This is a genomic window from Dietzia sp. Alg238-R159 (assembly GCF_900537145.1).
Classification (GTDB): Bacteria; Actinomycetota; Actinomycetes; order Mycobacteriales; family Mycobacteriaceae; genus Dietzia; species Dietzia kunjamensis.
Genome location: NZ_UNRI01000016.1, coordinates 1 through 20,640, shown reverse-complemented (window position 1 = coordinate 20,640; position 20,640 = coordinate 1). Strand labels below are relative to the sequence as shown.

18 protein-coding genes and 1 pseudogene are annotated in these 20,640 nt (G+C 64.8%); 9 read left to right on the top strand and 10 right to left on the bottom strand.

Annotated elements, in window-relative coordinates:
- Both G6R20_RS17825 and G6R20_RS17820 read right to left on the bottom strand, forming a co-directional pair.
- The coding region (locus tag G6R20_RS17825; RefSeq protein ID WP_163377216.1) for a transposase at positions 1-976 on the bottom strand (976 nt) is incomplete at its 3' end.
- 147 nt (positions 977-1,123) lie between these two features.
- Positions 1,124-1,369, bottom strand: coding sequence for a helix-turn-helix transcriptional regulator (locus G6R20_RS17820; RefSeq protein ID WP_163377215.1), 246 nt, complete (start codon positions 1,367-1,369; stop codon positions 1,124-1,126).
- Between the two features lie 261 nt (positions 1,370-1,630).
- Between G6R20_RS17820 and G6R20_RS17815 the strand changes: the two genes are divergently transcribed.
- From G6R20_RS17815 to G6R20_RS17800, 4 genes are all read left to right on the top strand, one after another.
- Entirely contained in the window at positions 1,631-1,864 is a 234-nt protein-coding gene (locus G6R20_RS17815) for a hypothetical protein (protein WP_163377214.1), read from the top strand.
- 419 nt (positions 1,865-2,283) lie between these two features.
- On the top strand, positions 2,284-3,066 hold the full coding sequence (locus G6R20_RS17810; protein WP_163377213.1) for an AAA family ATPase: 783 nt from the start codon (positions 2,284-2,286) through the stop codon (positions 3,064-3,066).
- A gap of 521 nt (positions 3,067-3,587) precedes the next feature.
- Positions 3,588-3,803, top strand: coding sequence for a toxin-antitoxin system HicB family antitoxin (locus tag G6R20_RS17805; RefSeq protein WP_326493483.1), 216 nt, complete (start codon positions 3,588-3,590; stop codon positions 3,801-3,803).
- Positions 3,804-4,797: 994 nt separating this feature from the next.
- Positions 4,798-5,955: a helix-turn-helix domain-containing protein gene (locus tag G6R20_RS17800; protein WP_163377211.1), complete on the top strand. Its 1,158-nt coding sequence runs from the start codon at positions 4,798-4,800 to the stop codon at positions 5,953-5,955.
- 28 nt (positions 5,956-5,983) lie between these two features.
- Here the strand turns inward: G6R20_RS17800 and mobF are convergent, their stop codons facing one another.
- Entirely contained in the window at positions 5,984-9,520 is a 3,537-nt protein-coding gene (mobF, locus tag G6R20_RS17795) for a MobF family relaxase (RefSeq protein WP_163377218.1), read from the bottom strand.
- A 255-nt stretch (positions 9,521-9,775) separates the two neighbouring features.
- Between mobF and G6R20_RS17790 the strand changes: the two genes are divergently transcribed.
- The 5 genes and pseudogenes from G6R20_RS17790 (at position 9,776) to G6R20_RS17770 (ending at position 14,785) form a co-directional block, all read left to right on the top strand.
- On the top strand, positions 9,776-10,144 hold the full coding sequence (locus G6R20_RS17790) for a hypothetical protein (RefSeq protein ID WP_240341555.1): 369 nt from the start codon (positions 9,776-9,778) through the stop codon (positions 10,142-10,144).
- 360 nt (positions 10,145-10,504) lie between these two features.
- A complete protein-coding gene (locus tag G6R20_RS17785) occupies positions 10,505-11,620 on the top strand; it encodes a tyrosine-type recombinase/integrase (protein WP_163377210.1) in 1,116 nt (371 codons plus the stop codon).
- Complete coding sequence (locus G6R20_RS17780; RefSeq protein ID WP_163377209.1) at positions 11,617-11,943, top strand: helix-turn-helix transcriptional regulator; 327 nt, start codon at positions 11,617-11,619, stop codon at positions 11,941-11,943. Before G6R20_RS17785 ends, G6R20_RS17780 begins: the two co-directional genes overlap by 4 nt.
- A gap of 1,585 nt (positions 11,944-13,528) precedes the next feature.
- Positions 13,529-13,819, top strand: a complete 291-nt coding sequence (locus G6R20_RS17775) for a transposase (RefSeq protein ID WP_069389795.1) — start codon at positions 13,529-13,531, stop codon at positions 13,817-13,819.
- A pseudogene (locus G6R20_RS17770) lies at positions 13,816-14,785 on the top strand (IS3 family transposase). Before G6R20_RS17775 ends, G6R20_RS17770 begins: the two are co-directional and overlap by 4 nt.
- Positions 14,786-15,194: 409 nt before the next feature.
- Here the strand turns inward: G6R20_RS17770 and G6R20_RS19075 are convergent.
- The 7 genes from G6R20_RS19075 to G6R20_RS17740 form a co-directional block, all read right to left on the bottom strand.
- Positions 15,195-15,323: a hypothetical protein gene (locus G6R20_RS19075; RefSeq protein ID WP_256385638.1), complete on the bottom strand. Its 129-nt coding sequence runs from the start codon at positions 15,321-15,323 to the stop codon at positions 15,195-15,197.
- A gap of 179 nt (positions 15,324-15,502) precedes the next feature.
- On the bottom strand, positions 15,503-15,745 hold the full coding sequence (locus G6R20_RS17765) for a DUF2892 domain-containing protein (protein WP_076599981.1): 243 nt from the start codon (positions 15,743-15,745) through the stop codon (positions 15,503-15,505).
- A 236-nt stretch (positions 15,746-15,981) separates the two neighbouring features.
- Complete coding sequence (locus tag G6R20_RS17760; protein WP_163377208.1) at positions 15,982-17,283, bottom strand: APC family permease; 1,302 nt, start codon at positions 17,281-17,283, stop codon at positions 15,982-15,984.
- Positions 17,284-17,348: 65 nt separating this feature from the next.
- Positions 17,349-18,830: a multicopper oxidase family protein gene (locus tag G6R20_RS17755; protein ID WP_163377207.1), complete on the bottom strand. Its 1,482-nt coding sequence runs from the start codon at positions 18,828-18,830 to the stop codon at positions 17,349-17,351.
- A complete protein-coding gene (locus G6R20_RS17750) occupies positions 18,827-19,093 on the bottom strand; it encodes an SHOCT domain-containing protein (protein WP_163377206.1) in 267 nt (88 codons plus the stop codon). Before G6R20_RS17750 ends, G6R20_RS17755 begins: the two co-directional genes overlap by 4 nt.
- A gap of 667 nt (positions 19,094-19,760) precedes the next feature.
- Positions 19,761-19,916, bottom strand: coding sequence for a hypothetical protein (locus G6R20_RS17745; protein WP_156523497.1), 156 nt, complete (start codon positions 19,914-19,916; stop codon positions 19,761-19,763).
- A 264-nt stretch (positions 19,917-20,180) separates the two neighbouring features.
- Positions 20,181-20,640 (bottom strand): DDE-type integrase/transposase/recombinase (locus G6R20_RS17740; RefSeq protein ID WP_163377205.1); only part of this gene is annotated, 460 nt, incomplete at its 5' end.

Genomic DNA, 20,640 nt, shown 5'->3' with positions numbered 1-20,640 from the left:
TCGACAACTGAGCACCCGGGTGGGGCCGTTCGCGGCGGACGATGACTCGCATTCCGTCTGGCCACTTGGCGAGCATCCTGGGGCTGAGAAAGCCGGTCAGTTCGGCAACCTCGGCCCCGTCTCGGATGTCGCCGGAGGGAGTCAATGCCGGCCCCCCCGCCGCCCCTGGGCCGATCGCGATGGCCCGGCGTAGCGGGGCGGTGATTGAGAACCCGACCGAGTACTCCACCCGTCGACCGCGGATGCCGTTCTGTTCGGTGATCCAATCCAGAAGGTCATGGGAGGCGCCTGCACCGTCGGATCGAATCAGCAGGTCACGGCGGTGAGCGGCGGGGATCTGCGCGATCGCCTGGCCCAGGACGTCGATGTGGTCAGCCGCGGTGTTGGACCCGGCATTGCCCGGGCGCAGGCTCGCGGCGAGGAACTCCTCTGTGTTGTCGCACCACACACCGATCGGGTGGTACCCGAACGTGCGCTTGTACGTCGGTGCGGCGTTCTCTTTTTCGCTGTGGGTGACCACGATCGTGGCGTCCACATCGAGCACGACCGTCGATCCCAGATCCCGCCCCGCACAYGCCGATGCGGGCACCCCGCCGGGCAGGCGGGACCACACGTGACGGCGGGTGCGGGCACGCGCTACCTGGATCTTCTTGCGCTTGCCGGCAGTGATCTCATCGAGTGTGCGCCACACCGTCGGGGCCGAGGCGACCGGACCCAGGGCCTCGGATTGGTGGCGCAGGACGCCGATGTCGGAGATGGATTCGCCGCCATCGGCGAGCATCACCGCGACGTCGATCAGCACCCGGCCGCGGTCGTGGATCGGGATGAACCGGCGGCGGGCCATGGCCCCTGACAGTTCAGTTGTCAGCCCCACCTGATCAGCCAGAAGGCGTGGTGCGATGGCTCCGGCGTGGGCGATCACCCCGACACCATCAGCAGTAACGGACAGGCCGGACGACCACGAAGTACGCTTCACCTACCGAGTGCTTTCTGCTGGCGAACATGGAACCTTAGACAAGTCCCAGTTTCCCCTGTTCAGGAAGCACTTCGGTCTATTTTCGCCCAGCGATCCGCAGATCCCCGTGAATCACCCGGGCTAGGCTCGTCGACCTCGAGCAACGGATCAATTACTTGAGCCGGCACTGGAACGCCGCAACCCGCTCACGAAACTGCCTGCGTCTACCTGCAGCACCGTGGCAAGGGCGGCAATATTCAGTAGCCCAATATTGCGTTCACCGCGCTCGACCGACCCAATGTAAGTCCGGTGCAGGCCTGCGCGGTGCGCCAACTCTTCCTGTGACAACCCGGCCTCCTGGCGAGTGCACCGGATCCGGCGCCCAAACTCGCCCAAGACTTCGTCATCACGCATACCTGCCACTTCAGGCCATTGATGACTATAAGTCTACAGACTATAAGTATCATCGAGGGCGAATCTCAATGAACGGAAAGGACTCAAGTGGGCAAGCAGCGACGCTCCCGCCAGCACAACTCGGCAGCGAAGAAGCAGCGGCGAACGAAAAGAGTCACGAAGTCTGCAGACTCCCCCAGTGCGGCACCTCGAGTGCAACTCACTGTTCCAATCTGGGAGTACCGCGCTGCTGCACGACTGCTCGCCGAACGGCTACCCGGGATGACGACCGCTGACGCCCTGGACTACTTACTCACCGAACCTGTTAGGTGGCAAGCCGACAGTGGTCGGGTCAGCTCAATCATCCCTGCCGACGTCGTCGCCCTCACTGGTGAATCTGTCGAAACCTACATCGCTTCTATGAATGTCCTGCACGACCTGGGGCAGCTCGCCTGGGACGCCAAACGTCGCGTCCATATCCAGACATTCCCCGACAGCGACCCCCTCGTCCCCTGATGTGAGATTGCGGCGCTGGTCGACCTTCCATAGCGACCGCGTAGCGCGTTGGCGGGAATCAACACTCACAAGAAAGCGGCGGCCGCCCCCACCCGGCGGCGTTGCAATGACGCCATAGCTGTCACCGCTTTGATAGCTATGCTTGCTATCTCATTGGCGCCACGGTTCATGCACGTCAAGGAGGCGATCACGCAGGACCCTACGCGAGCTATCCGAGCGTTGCTCGCTTTGCTAGCACTGCTGCCTGGTGTAGCTCTGATAGACATGCCGGCACTCATAGCTCCGCGAGTCGCTCTCGCTAAGCGAGCTACAAGTAGTAGCGTTGCTTGAACTGACTTGCCGCATGCGACTCAAGAATCACAGTTGTCCAGCCAGCTAGTGCCCGCCACAAGTTGGTCGACACTTAGGGAGGAACGCAAATGGTCCGCAAGCTAGCCCTCTGCAATCAGAAGGGCGGAGTCGGAAAAACTGCCACGACGCTAGGTCTAGCGAGCGCTCTGAGCAATAAGGGACTGAATGTTCTAGTTGTAGACGTTGACCCGCAGGGAAACTCCACCACAGGACTCGGTATCGAGGTTACGGAGGGGATGAAGACCACATTTGACCTTATGAACCGGACGGCCCCTGGAACTGCAGCCGATGCGGTCATCGCCACGCCCTGGGACCGAGTTGACCTCATCCCCTCTGACGAGGCATTAGCCAACATCGAGTCAGATGGCTCCAACGATCTAATCTTCCGCCTCGACATCGCGTTTGAGGGGCTCGACCTGTCCGCGTACACCGCAGTTCTCTTCGATTGCCCCCCGTCACTGGGGAAGTTGCTCTTTGCCGTTCTGTGCGCCGCCGACGGAGTCATCGCCGTCACTGAACCAACCATCGACAGCGTTCGAGGTATCGAGAACCTGCAAGAGACGATCCGCAATGTTCAACGGCGGCCTAACCCCCGACTCGTCCTGGACAAGATTGTCCTTAGCCGGCGACGCGCGACGGGGGAGCACCAGTTCCGCGAACGCGAACTGCGCGACACTTATGGAGATCTAGTCGCGAGAACCGCCATACCGGAGCTTGCCGCCCGTCAAGATGCCCATAGCACGCACACGCCCATCCACGAGTTTGCGGGTGGCAAGTCATTGGCTCTCCAGGTCGCATATACAGACCTACTTTCGGAGCTGGAACTCGACCTCGAAAGATCCCCAGCATGAGCGTTCAGCGCGAACCCGCAATTCGACGGGTTGCACACCCCGCAGCCGACTTGCCTGAGAGGCCCACTCCGGCTTCCCGACCGGAAGGTGCAGCTCTGCCGCCAGAGCCTTCGAACGCTCGGGAGCAGGAGCGGCTGACCGAACAGCACAACGTCCGGCTGCGCCCGTCAACCAAAGCACGGCTGCTACGCGCCGTCGACAAACTGCGGTACGAGACCGGTGATCGAACCATTAGCATTGCTTCGATTACCGACAATGCGATCGTTGAGTACTTGGAATCAAAGAACTGCTGATTGGGCAGTTCCGGCTAGTAGGAGATCGCTCTTCGTGCTCCTGCGCCGCCACGACAGGACGTGATGGAAGTAGAGAGACGAGCACACGAGGATCCAGGCGAGGATGGCGGACGTCACCAGCGGTCAGCGACGACGTCCGCCGACCAACCCGTCCGCTATCAATGCAATATTTGACGTCGTGAGCGTGTCGTACCCATTTCTGACGTCAGGCATGCCAACTTTGTCGTCATGGCGACCTCACGTACTGGGCCTGGCAGACCAGCCCTAGGGGAGCGGACACGGATGACAGTCCGCGTACCTTCAGACGTTTACGATGCGCTTCGACGCGAAGCTAAAGCGCGAGGCATTTCTATGAACCAGTACGTAGCCGAAGTCGCCGCGGCCCATCTCGGCATGCCCGAAGCGGTGTCGAGTTTCGATGACCAGGAGGCGATCCCAGCGTGAAGTAGTCACCAACATGACTGACAAATGAAGATCACGCAGCCCCAAATGACTGATCCCGGCCCACTGGCCGGTGGACCGGGATCGAAAGTCGAGAGTTCGAGTTGGCGCTCAAACTCGGTGTTGCTCACCAATTAGGAGAGCTGTGCTTCCAGGCACCTCTCAGAGTAAGTCATACCCATCGGATGGTCCAGTCGATCCGATCGGCGTGTCTCGCTCTGACCTCGATAACCTCACAACCCGAGATTCCACCTGGTGGTGGGACTCTGTGGTGTGCGCGTGGAGTCCGCGCCCGTATGTGCGTGTCGACTCGCACAAGGCGCATACCTTCGCCGTCACGCGACGTCTCACCGACGGAGTGCCGGGGGAGGGGACACCTTTCGCGCTGCACTTGACCGATGAATCGGGCAAGTTTCGGCTCCTCGCCCTCGATTTCGACGCCCACCATGCCGGCTCAACCGCGGACAAAGACCTCGCAGCGTGCACATCTGCCTTAACTGCCGCGGGCATCGAGCACCTGGTGTGCTCGTCAGGACCTGCTGGGGGATACCACGTATGGATCCGGCTGAGCACCGCCGTCTCCGCGCACCGCCTGGCACCGCTCATCGACGCTTTCAGCGCCGCGTGGCCCTCGCTGGACCGGGGCCCGCTGGCTAACTCGCGCACGGGTTGTGTCCGCGCCCCGGGCTCGCCCCACCGCGCCGGCGGCACATCGATGCCCCTGACAGATCCCCATATCCGGCCGGTGTCCCTGCGGGCCTTGCGCACAGTTCTCACGCAGCTGACACAACCCCCTCAGAGCAAGGGCGCCTCCGCCACCGATGCTGGGATCGCCCCGGTTCCTGTGCACGTCGATGTGCAAGGCCATCCATACCTGGCCGGGCCCAAACGACCCCTGAACCCACAGATTCGTGCCCTTGCCCGCGCCCCGATCACCGACCGCACGGATGCCTCCGCGGTGGGGTGGTCGATCCTGCTAGCCTGCGCCCACGCCCGGATGCAGTATCGCGACCTGCACGAGGCTGCCTTAACTGACCGTTGGCCCGGGTTGGAGTTCGTCCGCACCCACCGCATCAACGCAGGGGAGCGCACCCCCCGGTTAGACGCGACCGCCGAGTTGGCCCGCCAGTGGGCCAAAGCCGTCACCGCAGCCAGCTACACCCAGTCCAGCACTGCAGGACCCTCGCCCGCCCGCCGCGCTGCCGAGACCACTGTCGCCGACCTGCTCACCCGCATGGACTCCCAACCCCACCGGTGGTCCGGCAAGACCGGAGCCCAAGACCGCCTCGTGCTCCTGGCACTGGCAGCCCGCACCGTCGCAGCCGCGACAGCGGAGGTGCACCTGTCCGAGCGCGACTGGGCCCTGGCCGCAGGTCTGACCAGAGACACCGTCGCCGACCGGCTGAGAGCGCTTGTCCAGCAGGGGTGGGTCGCCCGCGTGCAGCGAGCAGCCGGCCCCTGGGCGGCAGTGTGGCAGATCGTAAGACCCGGGGGCGGGGAGCGAAGAAGTGGCGCAGTATTTACCCCGGAGATGCAGAGCCAGCTTGACGCTGAGCTCGAATGCGCCCGAGAGGACATCTGGCATGCCCGTGCTCTCGGGGTGCTGGGCATGCGCGTGTGGACCCACCTGGCCTCTGGCCGCCTGTCGGTGCGTGAGCTGGCGACCAGGCTCGGGATCTGCCCGGCGACGGTGCGCAGCAAACTGCGCGCACTGCGCTCTCTGGGTCTGTGCACCGCTGATGGCCGCGTGTACCGGGGTCGGTCGCGGTTAGCGCGAGCGGCCGTTGCTGCTGGTGTTGATGGTGCGCACGCTGATCGGGTGCGCCTGTACCGGCTGCATTCGGCGGTGTTCGTGTGGTGGTTCACCACCCGACACCAGCCGCAGCGCTCCGACGCGCTGGCCGAGTGGGGCGAATTTCCCAACCCTGCTGAGGCTGAGCAGATCCACCCGACTGACATTGCCCTGGCATACGGCGCCACCTCGACCGGCCCGCCAGTATCAGCCACCACTTGGGGCGCGGCGATGGCTGCCCAAGATCTCCATCGCGAGGCCGATCCCGACAGCTGGTGGGAACTAGTCGCCGCAGCCCGCGCCGCACTACCCGCTCCCGACATGCTGCTCGCCCCGCACCAGTGGGCCCGCACCGCAGCCTGACCACTGGCGCCTGACGGGCAAGGGCGAGTCACCACAGGTCGGGGGAGGAGTCGGCAGATGGCCATGGCGAGCTCGTCGTGGGGTGAGTGTCCGGGCCGGGTTCGTGTTCTGCGGACCGGGATGCGAGGTACGAGTCGACAAAGTCCTCGGCAGAGAAGGACCCCGCACGGGCTACCGCCTGGGAGGCAGGGTCGGCGGTGAGGGCGCGGTGGGTCTCTGCGAGCCAGGTGGTCAGTTCGGTGTCGCATCCCGGGGCCGCGGGTGGGGGAGTGGGCAGGGTGTTGGTGTCGGTGGTCTCACCGGTCGCGTGGCGTATCCGGTGGGCGATGACGGTGCCGGGCTTGTTGGCAGTGTCGAGGGTGTCGGTGGCGTTGTCCCATTCCTCGCGGGGGTCGAGGCCTCGGATGGCTGCGTCGGTCCACGCGCCTTCCAGGGCCTCGTATTGGTCGGGGTCTGTCTCGAGCTGGTGGGCGTAGGCACGGGGGAGTGCGTCGATGTAGGCCGGGAGGGTGGCGGCGGTAAAATCGCGGGCGGCGAGGTCCACGCCGTGGCGGTAGAGCTGGGCGAGCCGTTCGTCGCTGGTGGCGGCCGCGTATTCCTGGCGCAGGGTTTCGGTGGCCGAGGCCTGGTGGGTGTCGCGGGCCAGCACCCCGGTGAGCACCTGCTCGGGTGTGGGGGCGTGGTGGTCGCCGGCGGAGTGCATGTGTGCGTCTTCGGCGCCCGTGTCGAGGGTGGGTTCGCATACGGCGTAGGCGTGGTTTTCTCGTCTGCCGCGGGTCATGGCGACATACAGGCCGGCACGGTCCACGCCAGCGTCGATGACGGCGTGGACGGTATCGACGGTGGCGCCCTGGGCGCGGTGGATGGTGGCGGCGTAGCCGAGGTGGATGCTCTTGTCGGCGTAGCTGGCGGGGATGAGCATGTCTTGGCCGGTGGAGGAGTCGCGTACTGCCAGTGAGCCATCATCGGTGATGCCGGTGACGGTGAATAGTTGGCCGTTGATGACCCGTCCGAGGTAGGTGCGGTTCTCGGTGTAGAGCGTGGAGTTGGTGCGGGCGATGACGGTGTCGCCGACACCCACGGTGTCGCCGCGAGCGACCCTGGTGGTGTGTGCGTCGTCGACGAGGCCGTGGGCGATCCGGTCGGCTCGGATGACCTCGTTGAGGGTGTCGACATCGGTGTTGGTCGAGGCGATGATCAGTGCCTGGCGGCCAGCGGCTGTGTCGGCGAGGAACGCCTCGGCGGCGTCGGTGAGCATCTGCTCGCGGTGCCCGCCGGTGATCCATCCGCGCTCGTTGTAGAGAGCCAGTGCGCCGGGATCGCCTTCGCGCAGGCCCAGGGTCGCGTCGGCTTGTTCGGTGTCTGAGCCCATGCGCATGACCTCGCGCAACTGAGGCGTGCCTGGGGTGCGGGTCAGGTCGGCGAACAGACCGCCGGTCTCGACTGCCGCGAGCTGTTTGGGGTCGCCGATCAGGCGGAGGATGGCCCCGGATTCGGCGGCGATTTCGGTCAGTGCTGCGAGGTTCTCGGTGCTGGCCATGCCGGCTTCGTCCACGAGAAGCATGTCCCCAGGTTTGATCGTGACCGGCAGTGCGTCGAGGGTCTTTCCGGGCAGGGTGGGGTGCTTGCCCATCCAGGTGAAGGTCAGAGAGTCGATAGTGTGACAGTCGGTGCCGATGTCGCCTGCGAGGACGCTGGCCGCTGCCGCGGAGGGAGCAAGGCCGATAACCGACCGGCCGGTTTGTTGCCAGGTGCGGGCCACGACCTTCATGGATGCGGTCTTGCCGGTCCCGGCCGGACCCACCCCGGCGGCCAGGAGCGTTCCGGCACCGATGAGGTGCTGCGCCAGAGCGGTCTGTCCGGCATTGAGGGACCAACCCTCGGCGTCCTCGTGTGCCTTCAGCGCACGGTCGAGATCGGCGCGGGTAGCGATCACCGCGACCGGGGTGCCAGTCGCTACCAGGGTGGCGGTCTCGGCGTCCAGCACCGCCTGAGTGGTGTACTTCTCGGCGCCTGCGTGCCGGTCAATGCCGGCACCTTCCGGCCCGGTCAACGCACCTGGAAGGTCCAGAATCTCCGGCGGGGTCAGCTGCACCACGAGTTCTCCCATGGCGGTGGCCATGACCTGTTCGTGCGCCCGGTCCAGGGCCTCGGCGCCCTCGAATCGGTAGCCCTTGAGCAAGGTGGAAACGGCGGTGTTGATGTGGGAACGGCGGAACTGCGCACGGCGTGCGGTCACTGCCGCCACCGCCTGCTCGGCCACCTGCCGGGCGTGGACCTGGGCGTCGAACAGCTCCCGCGACACCTGGCTTCGGCCCTGCCCGGTGACCTCCCCAACCACGCTGTCCACCGCGTGCGCACCGACGACGTTTTCGGCCATCTGCCGCCAGGTGGCGCGGTGTTCGGCCAGTGATTGGGCGGGCTTCTTGGCGTCGCGGGTGTCGAGGATGGCCTTCTGCCACAGGGCGTAGGACGCCCGCTGCGAGGGTTGCCGGTTGTTCTTCTCGACGTACTGCGCGACGAGTCGGTCGTAGACCGGGCGGGCCAGGGTGCGTCGGGAGGAAAACGCCTCAATCAACCGGCGGTCGATCCCAGAGATCTCCCAGATCGGAGCCTTGTCTGGGTGGGGGTAGTGGGCCTGGAACTCGACGCCCATTCGGCGGGTGAGCTTGTCGTGCAAGATCGCGTCATACCGGGCGGATATGGCTTGGTGCATCTGGAAGATCGCACGTCCATCCAGTGACAGCCAGCGCCCGTCCGGGCCTTGCACTTTGTTGGCCAGAAGCACGTGCGAGTGCAGGTCCGGGTCGCCCCCGCGGGTATCGAAGTGAGTGAACTCAGAGGCGACAATTCCGCGGGTTTTGACCTGCTCGATTCCCTGCTTGCCGACCCGTGTGTAGATCGCATTGTCCTCGGCCCACGCCAGTGCCTCCGCGACGGATTCGTGGTGCAACGCGGCGACCCTGGACGATGTCTGCTCGTCTGCCAGTGCCCACAGAACGCTGACACTTTTCACCGGGGAGAACGTGAAGTCGAACCCCGCGATCGCTTGCTTGACCTGGTCACGCTCTCGGTTGACCCAGGCGATGACGTCCTTGCCGGAGGCGTGTTCGTAGCCGAACTTCTCGGTATAGAACGGCCGGCCTATCTGCTCGGCGAGCTCGCTTCGCTCGGCTGTGGTCGGGTGGCGATTCTCGGTCTTGAGGAAGTCCCGCTCGGCCGCGGCGATTGCGTCCAGGACATCGACGCCGCCGGTATAGAGGGGGAAGGATCGGCCGAGTTTGCAATCCTTCAATGCGGCCCCGGCGAGCATCTTGGCGTCGGTGTCCGGGTGCAGGCCCTCGCCATACAGGGCCGCCATCTGGGCTTCGGTGACCACCGCCCCGGCGGTGGCTGCCTCCGAGTCCAGACCGTCTAGACCTGAGCCGATCCAACGACCGGGCGGGGTGCCCTTGGCGGCGTAGTAGTCCGACAACGACTGACCCTTCGGGTCGGCGTCGTGGGTGGCCACCGAGCGCAGCAGGTACTGGTACCCAGTGCCCGCGTGTACGGCTCGGAGGGTCATCACGATCACCAGCTTATGCGGCATAAATGGGCGCGTCTACGCGCCGCAGTCCGCAGGCCTGCGACCAGAGGGTTCCCGTCGTTCACTAGAAGTGCATACTGTGTGTGGCAGTTTGTGGCGAGCGACAGCGAGGATGATCTAGCACGGCCAGTGCTAGATGTGGTGCGGAGATCGGGGACCAGGACGGCGCGACGATGACGGCGGCATGGTGGTTGGGGATTGCGGCACGATGGGTGGGGCAATAGGGTCGATTACATGGCGGCTACCAAGACTGATTCACGTTCACAGACCGCGCGGGCCAGGGCTCGTCAGGCGATGGCCGACGAGCTGGAGCGGGCACGCAAGCGTGAGGCCAAGTTGGTCGCGGTGTTCTCGGCGATCGATGCCCGCGATGACGCGCAGATCGCCCTCGGTCAGGCGCTGGTCGAGCTTCGGGACCTGGGCGTGGTGCAGGCCGATCTGGCGGAGATGACCGGACTGTCCGCCCGCGAGGTCGGGGCGGCGATCCGCGCCGCCAAGGACAACACCACCGACACCGACGACACGGTCAACGATGCCGACGGCGGTGACACGCCAGCGGCGGATCAGACCTCGGCGGACACCAACGGTGASCAGCAGCMCTGAGCCTTCCYCGGGCCGGTGGTTCGAGGACATCCCGCTGCCGGGAATGGACGCCCGTCCCCGGCCCCGGCCTGCCGCGAGGCGGTCCAGGCCGTACGACTCGACGCTGCCTCCGACCGAGGCGGCGATTGCCGCGTTTGGCTCCCGTGTCGTGCGCGCCCCGGGCAGTGGGTGTCACATCTGGACCGGCGCCATCTCCGACGGGTACGGACGGTACCGAGCGAAGTTACATCTGGTCGACTACTCGACCTCATTGTGAACCCGCTGGACGCCCATTGGAACGCGCTTCCCAATCACACTGGCGTCGCTGGACCTCCACTTTGGCCATTGCATTAGACGACTCGATGTTGCATCGTGTGCAACATGGTTGTGAGGGGTGAGCTCCCCGGTTCCGCACGCCAGGCCCTACCGGACGGCGTGACGTTCCTCGACGCCAAACCCGCCGTGTTCGAGGCAATGCTCGACGGCTGGGCGATGCAACAGCGGTCCCGATTTCTCAAGGCTAAGACGATCGAAGTACGTATCGCTTTGATCCGACGCTTCGCCATCTTCAGCAACGACTACCCGTGGGCCTGGACATGCTCAGACGTCGAAGCATTCATCTCCGACCGCCGGCAAGCAGAGCATCCAATCGCGATGTCTACCGCGCGGATGTACGAAATCACGATCCGGATGTTCCTTACCTACATCACCGATCCCCGGTACGGCTGGATCGGAACGTGCGAGCAGCTCTTTGACGCGGTCCCGCAGCAAATCCTGCACGAGTGGAACACCATCGTTCACACCACCGACTACGAAGGCGCCCCCGGCCGGCGGCCACTGACCTACGACGAAGTGCAGGCGCTGTTCGATGCCGCCGACGGACGCGCCGAATCCATCCCAGGAACCGGACGCAAAGGCGCTTTGACCGCACAACGCGACGCCGCGCTTCTGAAGACGATCTACGCGTTCGGACTCCGTCGCCAGGAAGCGTGGGGCTTGGACGTGACCGACCTGCAGCACAACCCCACCACCCCGAACTACCGCAACTGTGGCGCTCTGTTCGTCCGGTTCGGCAAATCCAGCAGGGGAGGGGCGGCTAAACGCCGCACCGTGCTGACCGTCCCGGAAATGGACTGGATCGTGCCGGTTCTTGAGCATTGGCGAAACGAAATCCGGACCCTGCTGGGATGCCGATCCCATCCAGCGTTATGGGTCACCGAACGCTCAGACCGCATCTCCATGCGCCGCATCAACGACGCATTCACCACCGCCCGCGACGCAGCCGGCCTGGACCCAGTGCTGGACCTGCACTGCCTGCGCCACTCCTACGTCACCCACTTGGTGGAGTTCGACTACCCCGAACGGTTCGTCTCCACCCAGGTCGGGCACTCCTACGCCGCGACCACCGCCATCTACACCGGCGTGTCCGACGAGTACCGCAACCGCCTGCTGCGCCGATCCTTGAGCCGCCACCCCGACCTCTGGGAGAGCCCATGAACAAGAAGATGAGCTACACCTGGCACCTGCGCACCCTGATGGCCGAACGCGGACACTTCGCCACCAGCGACCTCGTCCCGCTACTAGCCGAACGCGGCGTCCACCTCTCCCGCGAACAGGTCTACCGCCTGGTCACCACCACCCCGCAACGCCTCAGCTTGGACGTGTTGGCCGCACTGTGCGACATCCTCGACGTCGACACCTCCGACCTCATCGAAATCACCACCGCCAACGTCTCGGTCGCCAAACCCGCCAGCGCCACTGACGCAGGTCACGCGCCGCCCGTGCGACGCACCACGATCCGCCGACCCACAGGCTCATGAACGACCCCACGACCGCCCTGGCGGCCGTGCTCGCCGTCCTCGACCCCGATCACAGCAAGGCGGCACATCGCGCCGCGATCACCGCCGCGGAACTGTTACCGGACGAGCTTCAACACGTGCTCGACTACGTGCGCCGCCACCCCGAAGCAGTGCGCACCCGCCCAGATGACGCACCGCCCGGGCTACACCGGGTACTCGACCAGGTCGCGGCGCTTCCGACCGAAGTGATCACCCCGCCACAGTGCGCAGGATGTGGCAAACAGCGTCGCCTGCGCTACCGCGCACCGAGCGGGGGACGCTGGTGCCTGTCCTGCTACAACGCCTCCCGGCGAACCCCGTGCCGGCGATGCGGAACCCTGGCGGTACCCGCCGCCCGCGAAGACGACGGCGTGCTCTGCGCCTCGTGCCGTCGCGCGGATCCTGATCGCCGACCACCATGCTCGCGCTGCCAGCTGCACCGCCCGGTGGCCTACCGCATCGATGGACAACCCCTCTGCCAGGCCTGCGGGCCCAAAAAGCTGTACACCTGCAGCGACTGCGGACGCCCCGATCAACCGGCCCACGCCATCACCGACACCGGACCGCTCTGCCCGCGCTGTTACCACCGCAGCCGCCCCCGCACCTGCCACCACTGCACGCGATCTACGCCGCATGCCCGCCGCGACCCTGACCTCCCAGGCACGTGGATCTGCTACCGCTGCTACACCCCACCGATCGCCGAGTGCACCGTCTGCGGCCAAGAGAAACCCTGCGACAGGGGAGTGCCCACCGGGCGACCGATCTGCTCGTCATGCCGATCCAAACAACGACCCCACCGGCAGGCCAGGCCCGCCACCAAAGAGTGCTGCACGGTATGCGGTCTCACCCGATCAGTGCGCATCACCCTGCCGCTCGGGCCAGTGTGCGATCCCTGCTGCCGCCAGCTGCGCGAAAACCCCATCACCTGCACTTCCTGCGGTCACCAACGCCCCCAGGCCGGACTCGACGCCCACGGCAACCCGCTCTGCGGCCCGTGCTCTGGCGAGCACAGGAACTGGTACTGCCGCTCCTGCGGAACCATCGACCTCCTGGTCACCGCCACCGACTGCCTCGGCTGCCTCAACACCGCCCAAGTCGACCACGCCCTGCAGTGCACCCATCCGCACCTACGCGCTCAAACCCACTCCATTCGGGACCTTCTACTCAAGACTTACCCACCGAGGCGCACCGCGTTACTGCTCGCCAGCCGACAGAGTTGGTTCATCCTGCTCACCACCCTCATCGCCGAGGACGAACCCCTGACCCATGCGAGCCTGGACCGCACGCCTCCAAACACCCGCACCCACCATCTTCGGCGGCTACTCATAGCCCTGGAGGTTCTGCCCCCACGAGAGGACATCATCGACGGACTCAACCTATGGATCGACGCACTGCTGGCCGACCAACCCCCACCGATCGCCGTCGTACTTCAGCCCTACGCCACCTGGCACGTCACCCACCGACTGCGCCGCGCCCGCGGTAACAGCCCCTCCTCAGGTAAATACGCGCGAACCCGCATCCTGAGGTTCCCCCGGATCCGTAGAGGGATCAGCTATAAGGGGAAGCGATGCCAGAGAAGCGCCAGAAGTACGACCGGGAGTTCCGTGAGGGAGCGGTCCGGATCGTCGAGGAGACCGGGAAGCCGATCGCCCAGATCGCCCGAGACCTTGGGGTCAACGCGGGCACCTTGGGCAATTGGGTCAATCAGGCTAAGGAAGCTCGGGAGGGCACAGAAGGCCTGTCCAGGGGCGACATCGAGGAGCTCAAGCGGCTGCGAGCAGAGAACGCGGAGCTGAAGATGGAGCGTGATGTCCTCAAGCGATCCGTGGTCCTGTGGGTCAAGGAGGCGACGAAGTGAGCGTGGCACGTTTCATCGCCGACCTWSAGGACCAACTACCGAGTGCCACACACTCTGGTGTGCGCCCTGCTGGGCGTGTCGCTGGCGTGGTTCTACAAGTGGCTCAAGCGGGCCACCGGGCCGGAGGCGGCCAGCGGTCTGCACACCGAGCGTGACCGCCGCCGCGAGGTCGTCGACCAGGCGGTCGCGAAGGCGTTCACCGCCGCAAAGGGCCGGCATGGATCCCCTCGCCTGTACTTCGACCTTCGTGACGAGGGCTGGCAGGTCAGCGAGAAGACCGTGGCCGACTCGATGCGCCGCCAGGGCCTCGTCGCACGCCGCATCAGACGCCGCAACGGTCTGACCAGGCAGGACAAGACGGCCCCGAAGTTCCCCGACCTGCTCAAGCGGGACTTCACCGCCGACAGGCCGAACGCCCGGTGGGTCGGCGACATGACCGAGATCCCCACCGTCGACGCCAACGGTCGGCCCGGTGARAAGCYATATCTGGCCACTGTGATCGACCTCTACAGTCGTAGATTGCTTGGTGCTGCCACCGGTCTGCACCCGGACGCCGAACTCGCCTGCGCGGCGATCAACATGGCCGTGGCGACCCGCGGCGGTATCGAGGAGGTCCACCAGTCTGGGTGGCGTGAGGACCCGTCGAAACGAGCCATATTTCACACCGATCGGGGCAGCACCTATACCGCTCACGCGTTCACGAAACTATGCCAAGACCTCGATATTCGCCAATCGATGGGGCGGGTCGGATCGTGCTTTGACAATGCTGCCGCCGAAGCATTTTTCAGCTCGCTGGAATGGGAAGTTTTGTCGCAACACACCTTCGAAAACACCCGCGCCGCCCGGGCCGCTGTGTTGGACTGGTGCTACGGAATCTACAACCACGACCGACGACACAGCACGATCGGAATGGTGAGCCCGATCAGCTACGAGACCGCCGCGGCGACCGAACCGGAAGCCGCCTAGGAAACCCTCCACGATTCGGGGGGAACCACATTTCGTCGGGATGCAACGCACCGTGTAGGCCCGGCCAATGCCCGGTCAGCTCCATTCGGCCGGTCAGCTCAAAACCCACCTGTTCGACCGCGGTGAGGGTCTGCGCCAGGCTGTTTTCGGGAGAAGATCTGATCGTGATGACGGACTGCCCGTCTTTGATGAGGTCGACTGACACCCCCTCGACTTCGGGTAGCCCCCATAGATGCTCGATCATTCGCGCGATGCACTCACCGCAGGTCAGTCCCCTGACGGTGTAACTCATCGTGCTAGTGGCCGCTGCAGCCATCTCGGTGTCCTCCAGCCTTGGAAATCGCGTCGTGCTCGCTCCTGGTCGGTTCAATGCTGAGCCGATTGGATCCCAGGAGCGTGTAGTGGCGGGTTAATGGCCGTGGCCACCGGGCATTGCGAACATCATCAGGCCCATCATCGCCACGCACAGCGCGCCAAACACGATCACTCCGGTGCCTGCGACCCCGGTCACCAGCAGGACCCCGACAAGAACGAGCATCGGGACACAACACGCGAGCATCATCCAACGATGACCGGAGCGTCCGGGCTTCGAGGGCTCGGGCGGGTACTGCTCTTCCAGAGGCCCATCGCTGTAGGGGGAAGCCGACCCCGCAACGGGGGGCTGATCAGGGGGCGCGTCTAGTGGCTGGCGCCGTCGCTCCTGGGGTGATTGCTCGCTCATGAGGGGTGTCCTTTCCGAAGCGGGAGGCGGCCCAATTTTTTGTACAGTGGACAGTGCCCGGTCCCACCAGTGACGATCAGGTCCAGACCAGCCACGATCAACAACAGCTCCACGATCACCGCGCCCGTGGAGTCCGCCTGGCTGAGCAGAATTCCTCCGCCAACGACACCGAGAAGACCCAACACGATGCGAGCGCCCCTTTCGATAGGGGTGATGTTGATACTCCATCTCGCCTGCATCGTTTCCTCCTGGGTGCTCGATCCAGCCCCGAGTGCACGGGACCATTGATCGGTACACCCCCAATCTGCCAAGTGTTTGTGAAGGACGAACTGTCCTTCACGTGAAGGTTCGGTGGAGCCGGTACGGCGTGTGCCACAAGTGTGGGGAGATGCGCGCCTCAACGCGCTCAGCGGACGCGCGTCGTGCGGCCTGAATCGCGCTGGGTTGGTTGGAGTCTCTGGTGTGCTCTGTGTTCTCACTGGTGTTGGTGGTGTCGCACGGCGAGCCACTGGGCGAGGACGATGGCTAGGGCCACTAGCGCGGTGATGACGAGGGTGAACGGGTCCGATTGGCTCTTGGTGAGCAGGAAGGGCACCAGTACCGCGAGGTCAAGGATGATCGCGAGCAACGGGATCCAGGAGTTGGCGGCGACGTCGTTTTTGAGACGGCGGATGATCCCGAAGTGGATGGCAATGTCCATGGCCAAATACAAGATAGCGCCAAGGGAGGCGATCTGGGAGAGGTCGAAGAAGGCGGCCATCACGATCGCCAGCCCGGCGGTGATGTAGAGCGACTGATGTCCTGGCCGGCCGGGCAGGCCCGGGGCTTGGCCCATTTCTCGGAGCATGTCGTAGAGCTTCGAGGCTGAGAATAGGCTCGCGATCAGTCCAGACAGTGTGGCGACCACCGCGATAAGCACGGTTATTCTCATGCCCCAGTCGCCGAACATCGGCTGGGCTGCTTCGGCCAGTGCGTAGTCGCGGGCCTCGATGATCTCTGGCACGGTCAGGCTCGCAGTGACTGCGACGGTGATCAATAGATAGAGCGCCGTGCACAGGGCGATGGAAATAATGATTGAGCGGCCGATATTGCGCTTGGGGTTCTTCAGATCCCCGCCGTGGTTGGTGATCGTGGTGAACCCCTTGTACGCCAGGATGCATAGGGTGACACCGGCGAGAAAGCCCACCCATCCCTGGTCTGGTGGCGTGCGTCCAGCGGCGGTAATGAGCCGGGGCAGGGAGGAGAGTCCCGCGGCGAGGATTCCCGCGATCGCCAGCACCGCGATGCCGACGATCTTGAGCGCTGCGGTGACCGTGGCAGAGCGCTCCACTAGTTGGTTGCCCACCAGGTTCACCAGTGCGGCGCCGGCGATGGCGAGGACGGCCAGCACCGGGACCCACACGTCGGAGTCCTGCATCCCGAACGGTCGCAGCATGTAGGTACCGAAGGTTCGGCCGAGAAGGGACTCGGCGAGGATCATCGACACGTACATGAACAGCGAAACCGAGCCAGCCACGACCCCGGGTCCATACGCGGCTTTGAGTTGCATCGCGATTCCGCCCGAGGAAGGGTTGGTGGCTGAGTAGTGGATGTAGGAGTAGGAGCTGAAGGCCACCACCACTGCCCCGGCAAGGAAGGCCCACGGCATCCACCCCCCGGCCAGCTCGGCGACCTGCCCTACCAGGGCGAAAATGCCCGCCCCGATCATCACCCCCGTCCCGAGCGCAACGGATCCAGTGAGGGTCAGTGAGTTCGAGGACTGGGCGCTGCGATCCATGCGGTACCGTACTTTCTTCTCGTCGGGCGGGGTTGGCGGTGTGCTTGCGGTCGGGTGCGCCGAGTTCAGCGGGCCAGGATCGTGCCCATCATGCCGAGGTCCTCGTGGTCGAGGATGTGACAATGGTAGACGGTGCGGCCGACGATGTCGTCGAAGGCCACGCGGATGGTGACGCGGCCGAAGGCCGGAATGTTGACCACGTCCTGCCAGGTGGGTGACTCGCCGTCGTCGAGGACTTGCATGGGCCACACGTGCAGGTGCATTGGGTGGTCCATGGGGCTGGTGTTGGTCAGGGTCCATTCCTCCACAGTTCCGGCGCGGACCGTGATGTCGTTTCGGTCGGCGTCGAACTGTCGGCCGTTGATGGTGAACGACATCATCGATTCGGCTCCGCGCATCCCACGGCCCATGCCCATGCCCATGGCGAATTCCAGGGTTCGACGGGCAGTTACCGGTGCGGTGCGCAGGTCCCGCAGGGCCGGTCCTGCGGGCACGGGATCGGGTTCGTCCGCCGGGGGCCCAGTCACGTCCAGCGTGAGCAGACCGATCGGCTCGTCGTCCGCCGGGAACGCACCGGCCATGGGTCCGCCCATCATGCCAGGCATGGCGCCGCGGTCCACCGGGATGCTGAGCAGAGTGGAGGTGCCCTGGCGAGCGTCCACCAGGAGTTCGACTCTGTTTCCGGGAGCCAGCGTCACCTCGGTGAGGTCGACAGGTTCGGGTAGGCGGCCGGTGTCACGGCCGAGCAGGCGCAGAGACTGACCATCCAGGGTCAGGCGCAGGTAGCGGGACGGGCAGGCGTTGACGATCCGCCACTGCTCTCGCTCTCCCGGCGAAGCGGTGGCCCGGGGCCGAACCTGGCCGTTGACCATCACTATCTCGCCTTGACGGCCCATCATCTTCTCGGGCGGGGACGCGGCAGCCGGGTTGCCAGTGCCGTCGAGGGTGATGTCGGAGACGACCAAGGTGCGCTCACGGGACACCGGGACCGGCTCGGGGTCCTCAACAACGATCGCTCCGTAGAGTCCGGCCGCCAGTTGGTCAGCGACATGGCCGTGGTGGTGGGGGTGGTACCAGAAAGTCCCGGGCGGGTGGTCGTTTGGCAGGACGATTTCGTAGTCGAAGGACTCGCCGGGGGAGATGCTGACGAAGGGGTTGTCGCCATTGCCCTCGGGGGAGACGTGCAACCCGTGTACGTGCAGGTTGGTCGGGGTGTCGAGTTCGTTGGCAATCGCCACTCGGATCGTGTCTCCGCCCCGAACGCGCAGGGTGGGGCCTGGGAGTGTGCCGTTGAACGCCTGCACGTTTGCGTTTCGCCCGCCGATCTTGACCCGGGCGGGGGCGGCGACCAACTCCAGATCGAGCACACCGTCCCGACTGGCCACCACGTCCGGCTCGAGAAGGTCGTCACCACCGTCGGAGAAGCCACCACTGTTCGTGGTGTTGCCCTCACTGACGGTCCACCACAGGCCGGCCCCGCCCACGGCGGCGGTGCCGGCCCCTGCCAAACCCAGTGCGAGGAGCTGCCGTCGGGTCAGCTCGCTCACTGCCGTCCCTCGCCCAGAGTGTGTAGTCGCTCCCGGTACTCCTCGGTGGTTAGCTCTCCACGGGCGTAGCGTTCGTCCAGGATCTCTCGCGGCTGGCGCGGGCGTTCCCCGGTTTTGACATGCTCATGCCCTCCGGACTGGCCCCGGCCGCCGGTGAACGCTTTCGCCAGGACGACGGTGACCACCACCGTGCCCAGAATGACCAAGAGCCAGAAGATCCACATCCAGCCCATTCCCGAACCCATCCCGTTGTTCCACATCATCGCGATCGTCCTTCGCTACTTCTCAGTCCCGAGCGTGTGGCCCGCCGGTGTCTGGGGGGTGGTGGCGCCGGGTGCGGGGCGTGGCGGTCGGTCTGGAGACCGTGGATCGGCATCGGCACCGAGGGTCTGGGTGTGGAGCAGCACGTGCAGGATTCAGCGATCGCTTCCAACGGAAGGTTACTGCGAGGCTGGATAGACATCTTCTCCTCTTCATATTCGTTGCTGGTGCTCACTGGAACACCTCCAATTATACCCCTATGGGGTATGTGGGGTAGGTGGTTGAACCCGGCTCACCCATCGATTGGTCCCTGGGTGTCTCACGCCTGGGGAGCGGTCCCTGTCAGGGCGACAATGAGGCAGAGCACGCTGGCCCAGAACACGCCCAGGCCAATGGCCACCACGGTTACACTCGCCCACTCCATACCGCGCCCCTGTCTTCCGGTCGAGTTCCACATTGGCCGGTACGCCCGCGTATTTGTGTGGAGATCAGGTGGAGGTCTGATCAAGAATTTCCGCTGGCGAGCTGACACTCAGGACAGGCTGGAACGATCGAGACCATGGTGGAGAACCCTCGTGCCCTCGAAGATGGGGGAAATTTGGGGAAGGGTGAGTTCGCAGAAACTACAGCTCGGCATCGTTTAGTGGCCCTTCATAGTGAAGGGCCCGTTTAGTGGAAGGTCTGCGTATTAGCTCCGGGCGTATTCGCGTCCACCGGCTGGTTGCACCAGATGTCGCGCACCATCTTGCGCACCTGCTGGCTGCCATTGTTCGTTTGTGCCGGTGGGGCCGCCAAAAACGAATCCGGCGAGACTCCCTCGTCCATGAACGTCGAATGTCAGGAAATTCAAACGTCGATCAATGACCACGGAAGAGTGTGCATTTTGGCTATTCCCGCGCTCGCCGGACGATTTTGGCCTGGCCTTTGGTCGAGGTCAGAATAGTGACTGGACCCCTCAGGCCTGATCGGCATTTCCGGCACGCCAGGTCTCCCACGGGATGTTCCAGTCGCCCAGTCCGTCGGTCCCAGGAAGTGTTGGTCCGACGGTATTGATGACTTTGTGGTTCCCCCCGAATCGTGGAGGGTTTCCTAGGCGGCTTCCGGTTCGGTCGCCGCGGCGGTCTCGTAGCTGATCGGGCTCACCATTCCGATCGTGCTGTGTCGTCGGTCGTGGTTGTAGAACCCGTAGCACCAGTCCAACACAGCGGCCCGGGCGGCGCGGGTGTTTTCGAAGGTGTGTTGCGACAAAACTTCCCATTCCAGCGAGCTGAAAAATGCTTCGGCGGCAGCATTGTCAAAGCACGATCCGACCCGCCCCATCGATTGGCGAATATCGAGGTCTTGGCATAGTTTCGTGAACGCGTGAGCGGTATAGGTGCTGCCCCGATCGGTGTGAAATATGGCTCGTTTCGACGGGTCCTCACGCCACCCAGACTGGTGGACCTCCTCGATACCGCCGCGGGTCGCCACGGCCATGTTGATCGCCGCGCAGGCGAGTTCGGCGTCCGGGTGCAGACCGGTGGCAGCACCAAGCAATCTACGACTGTAG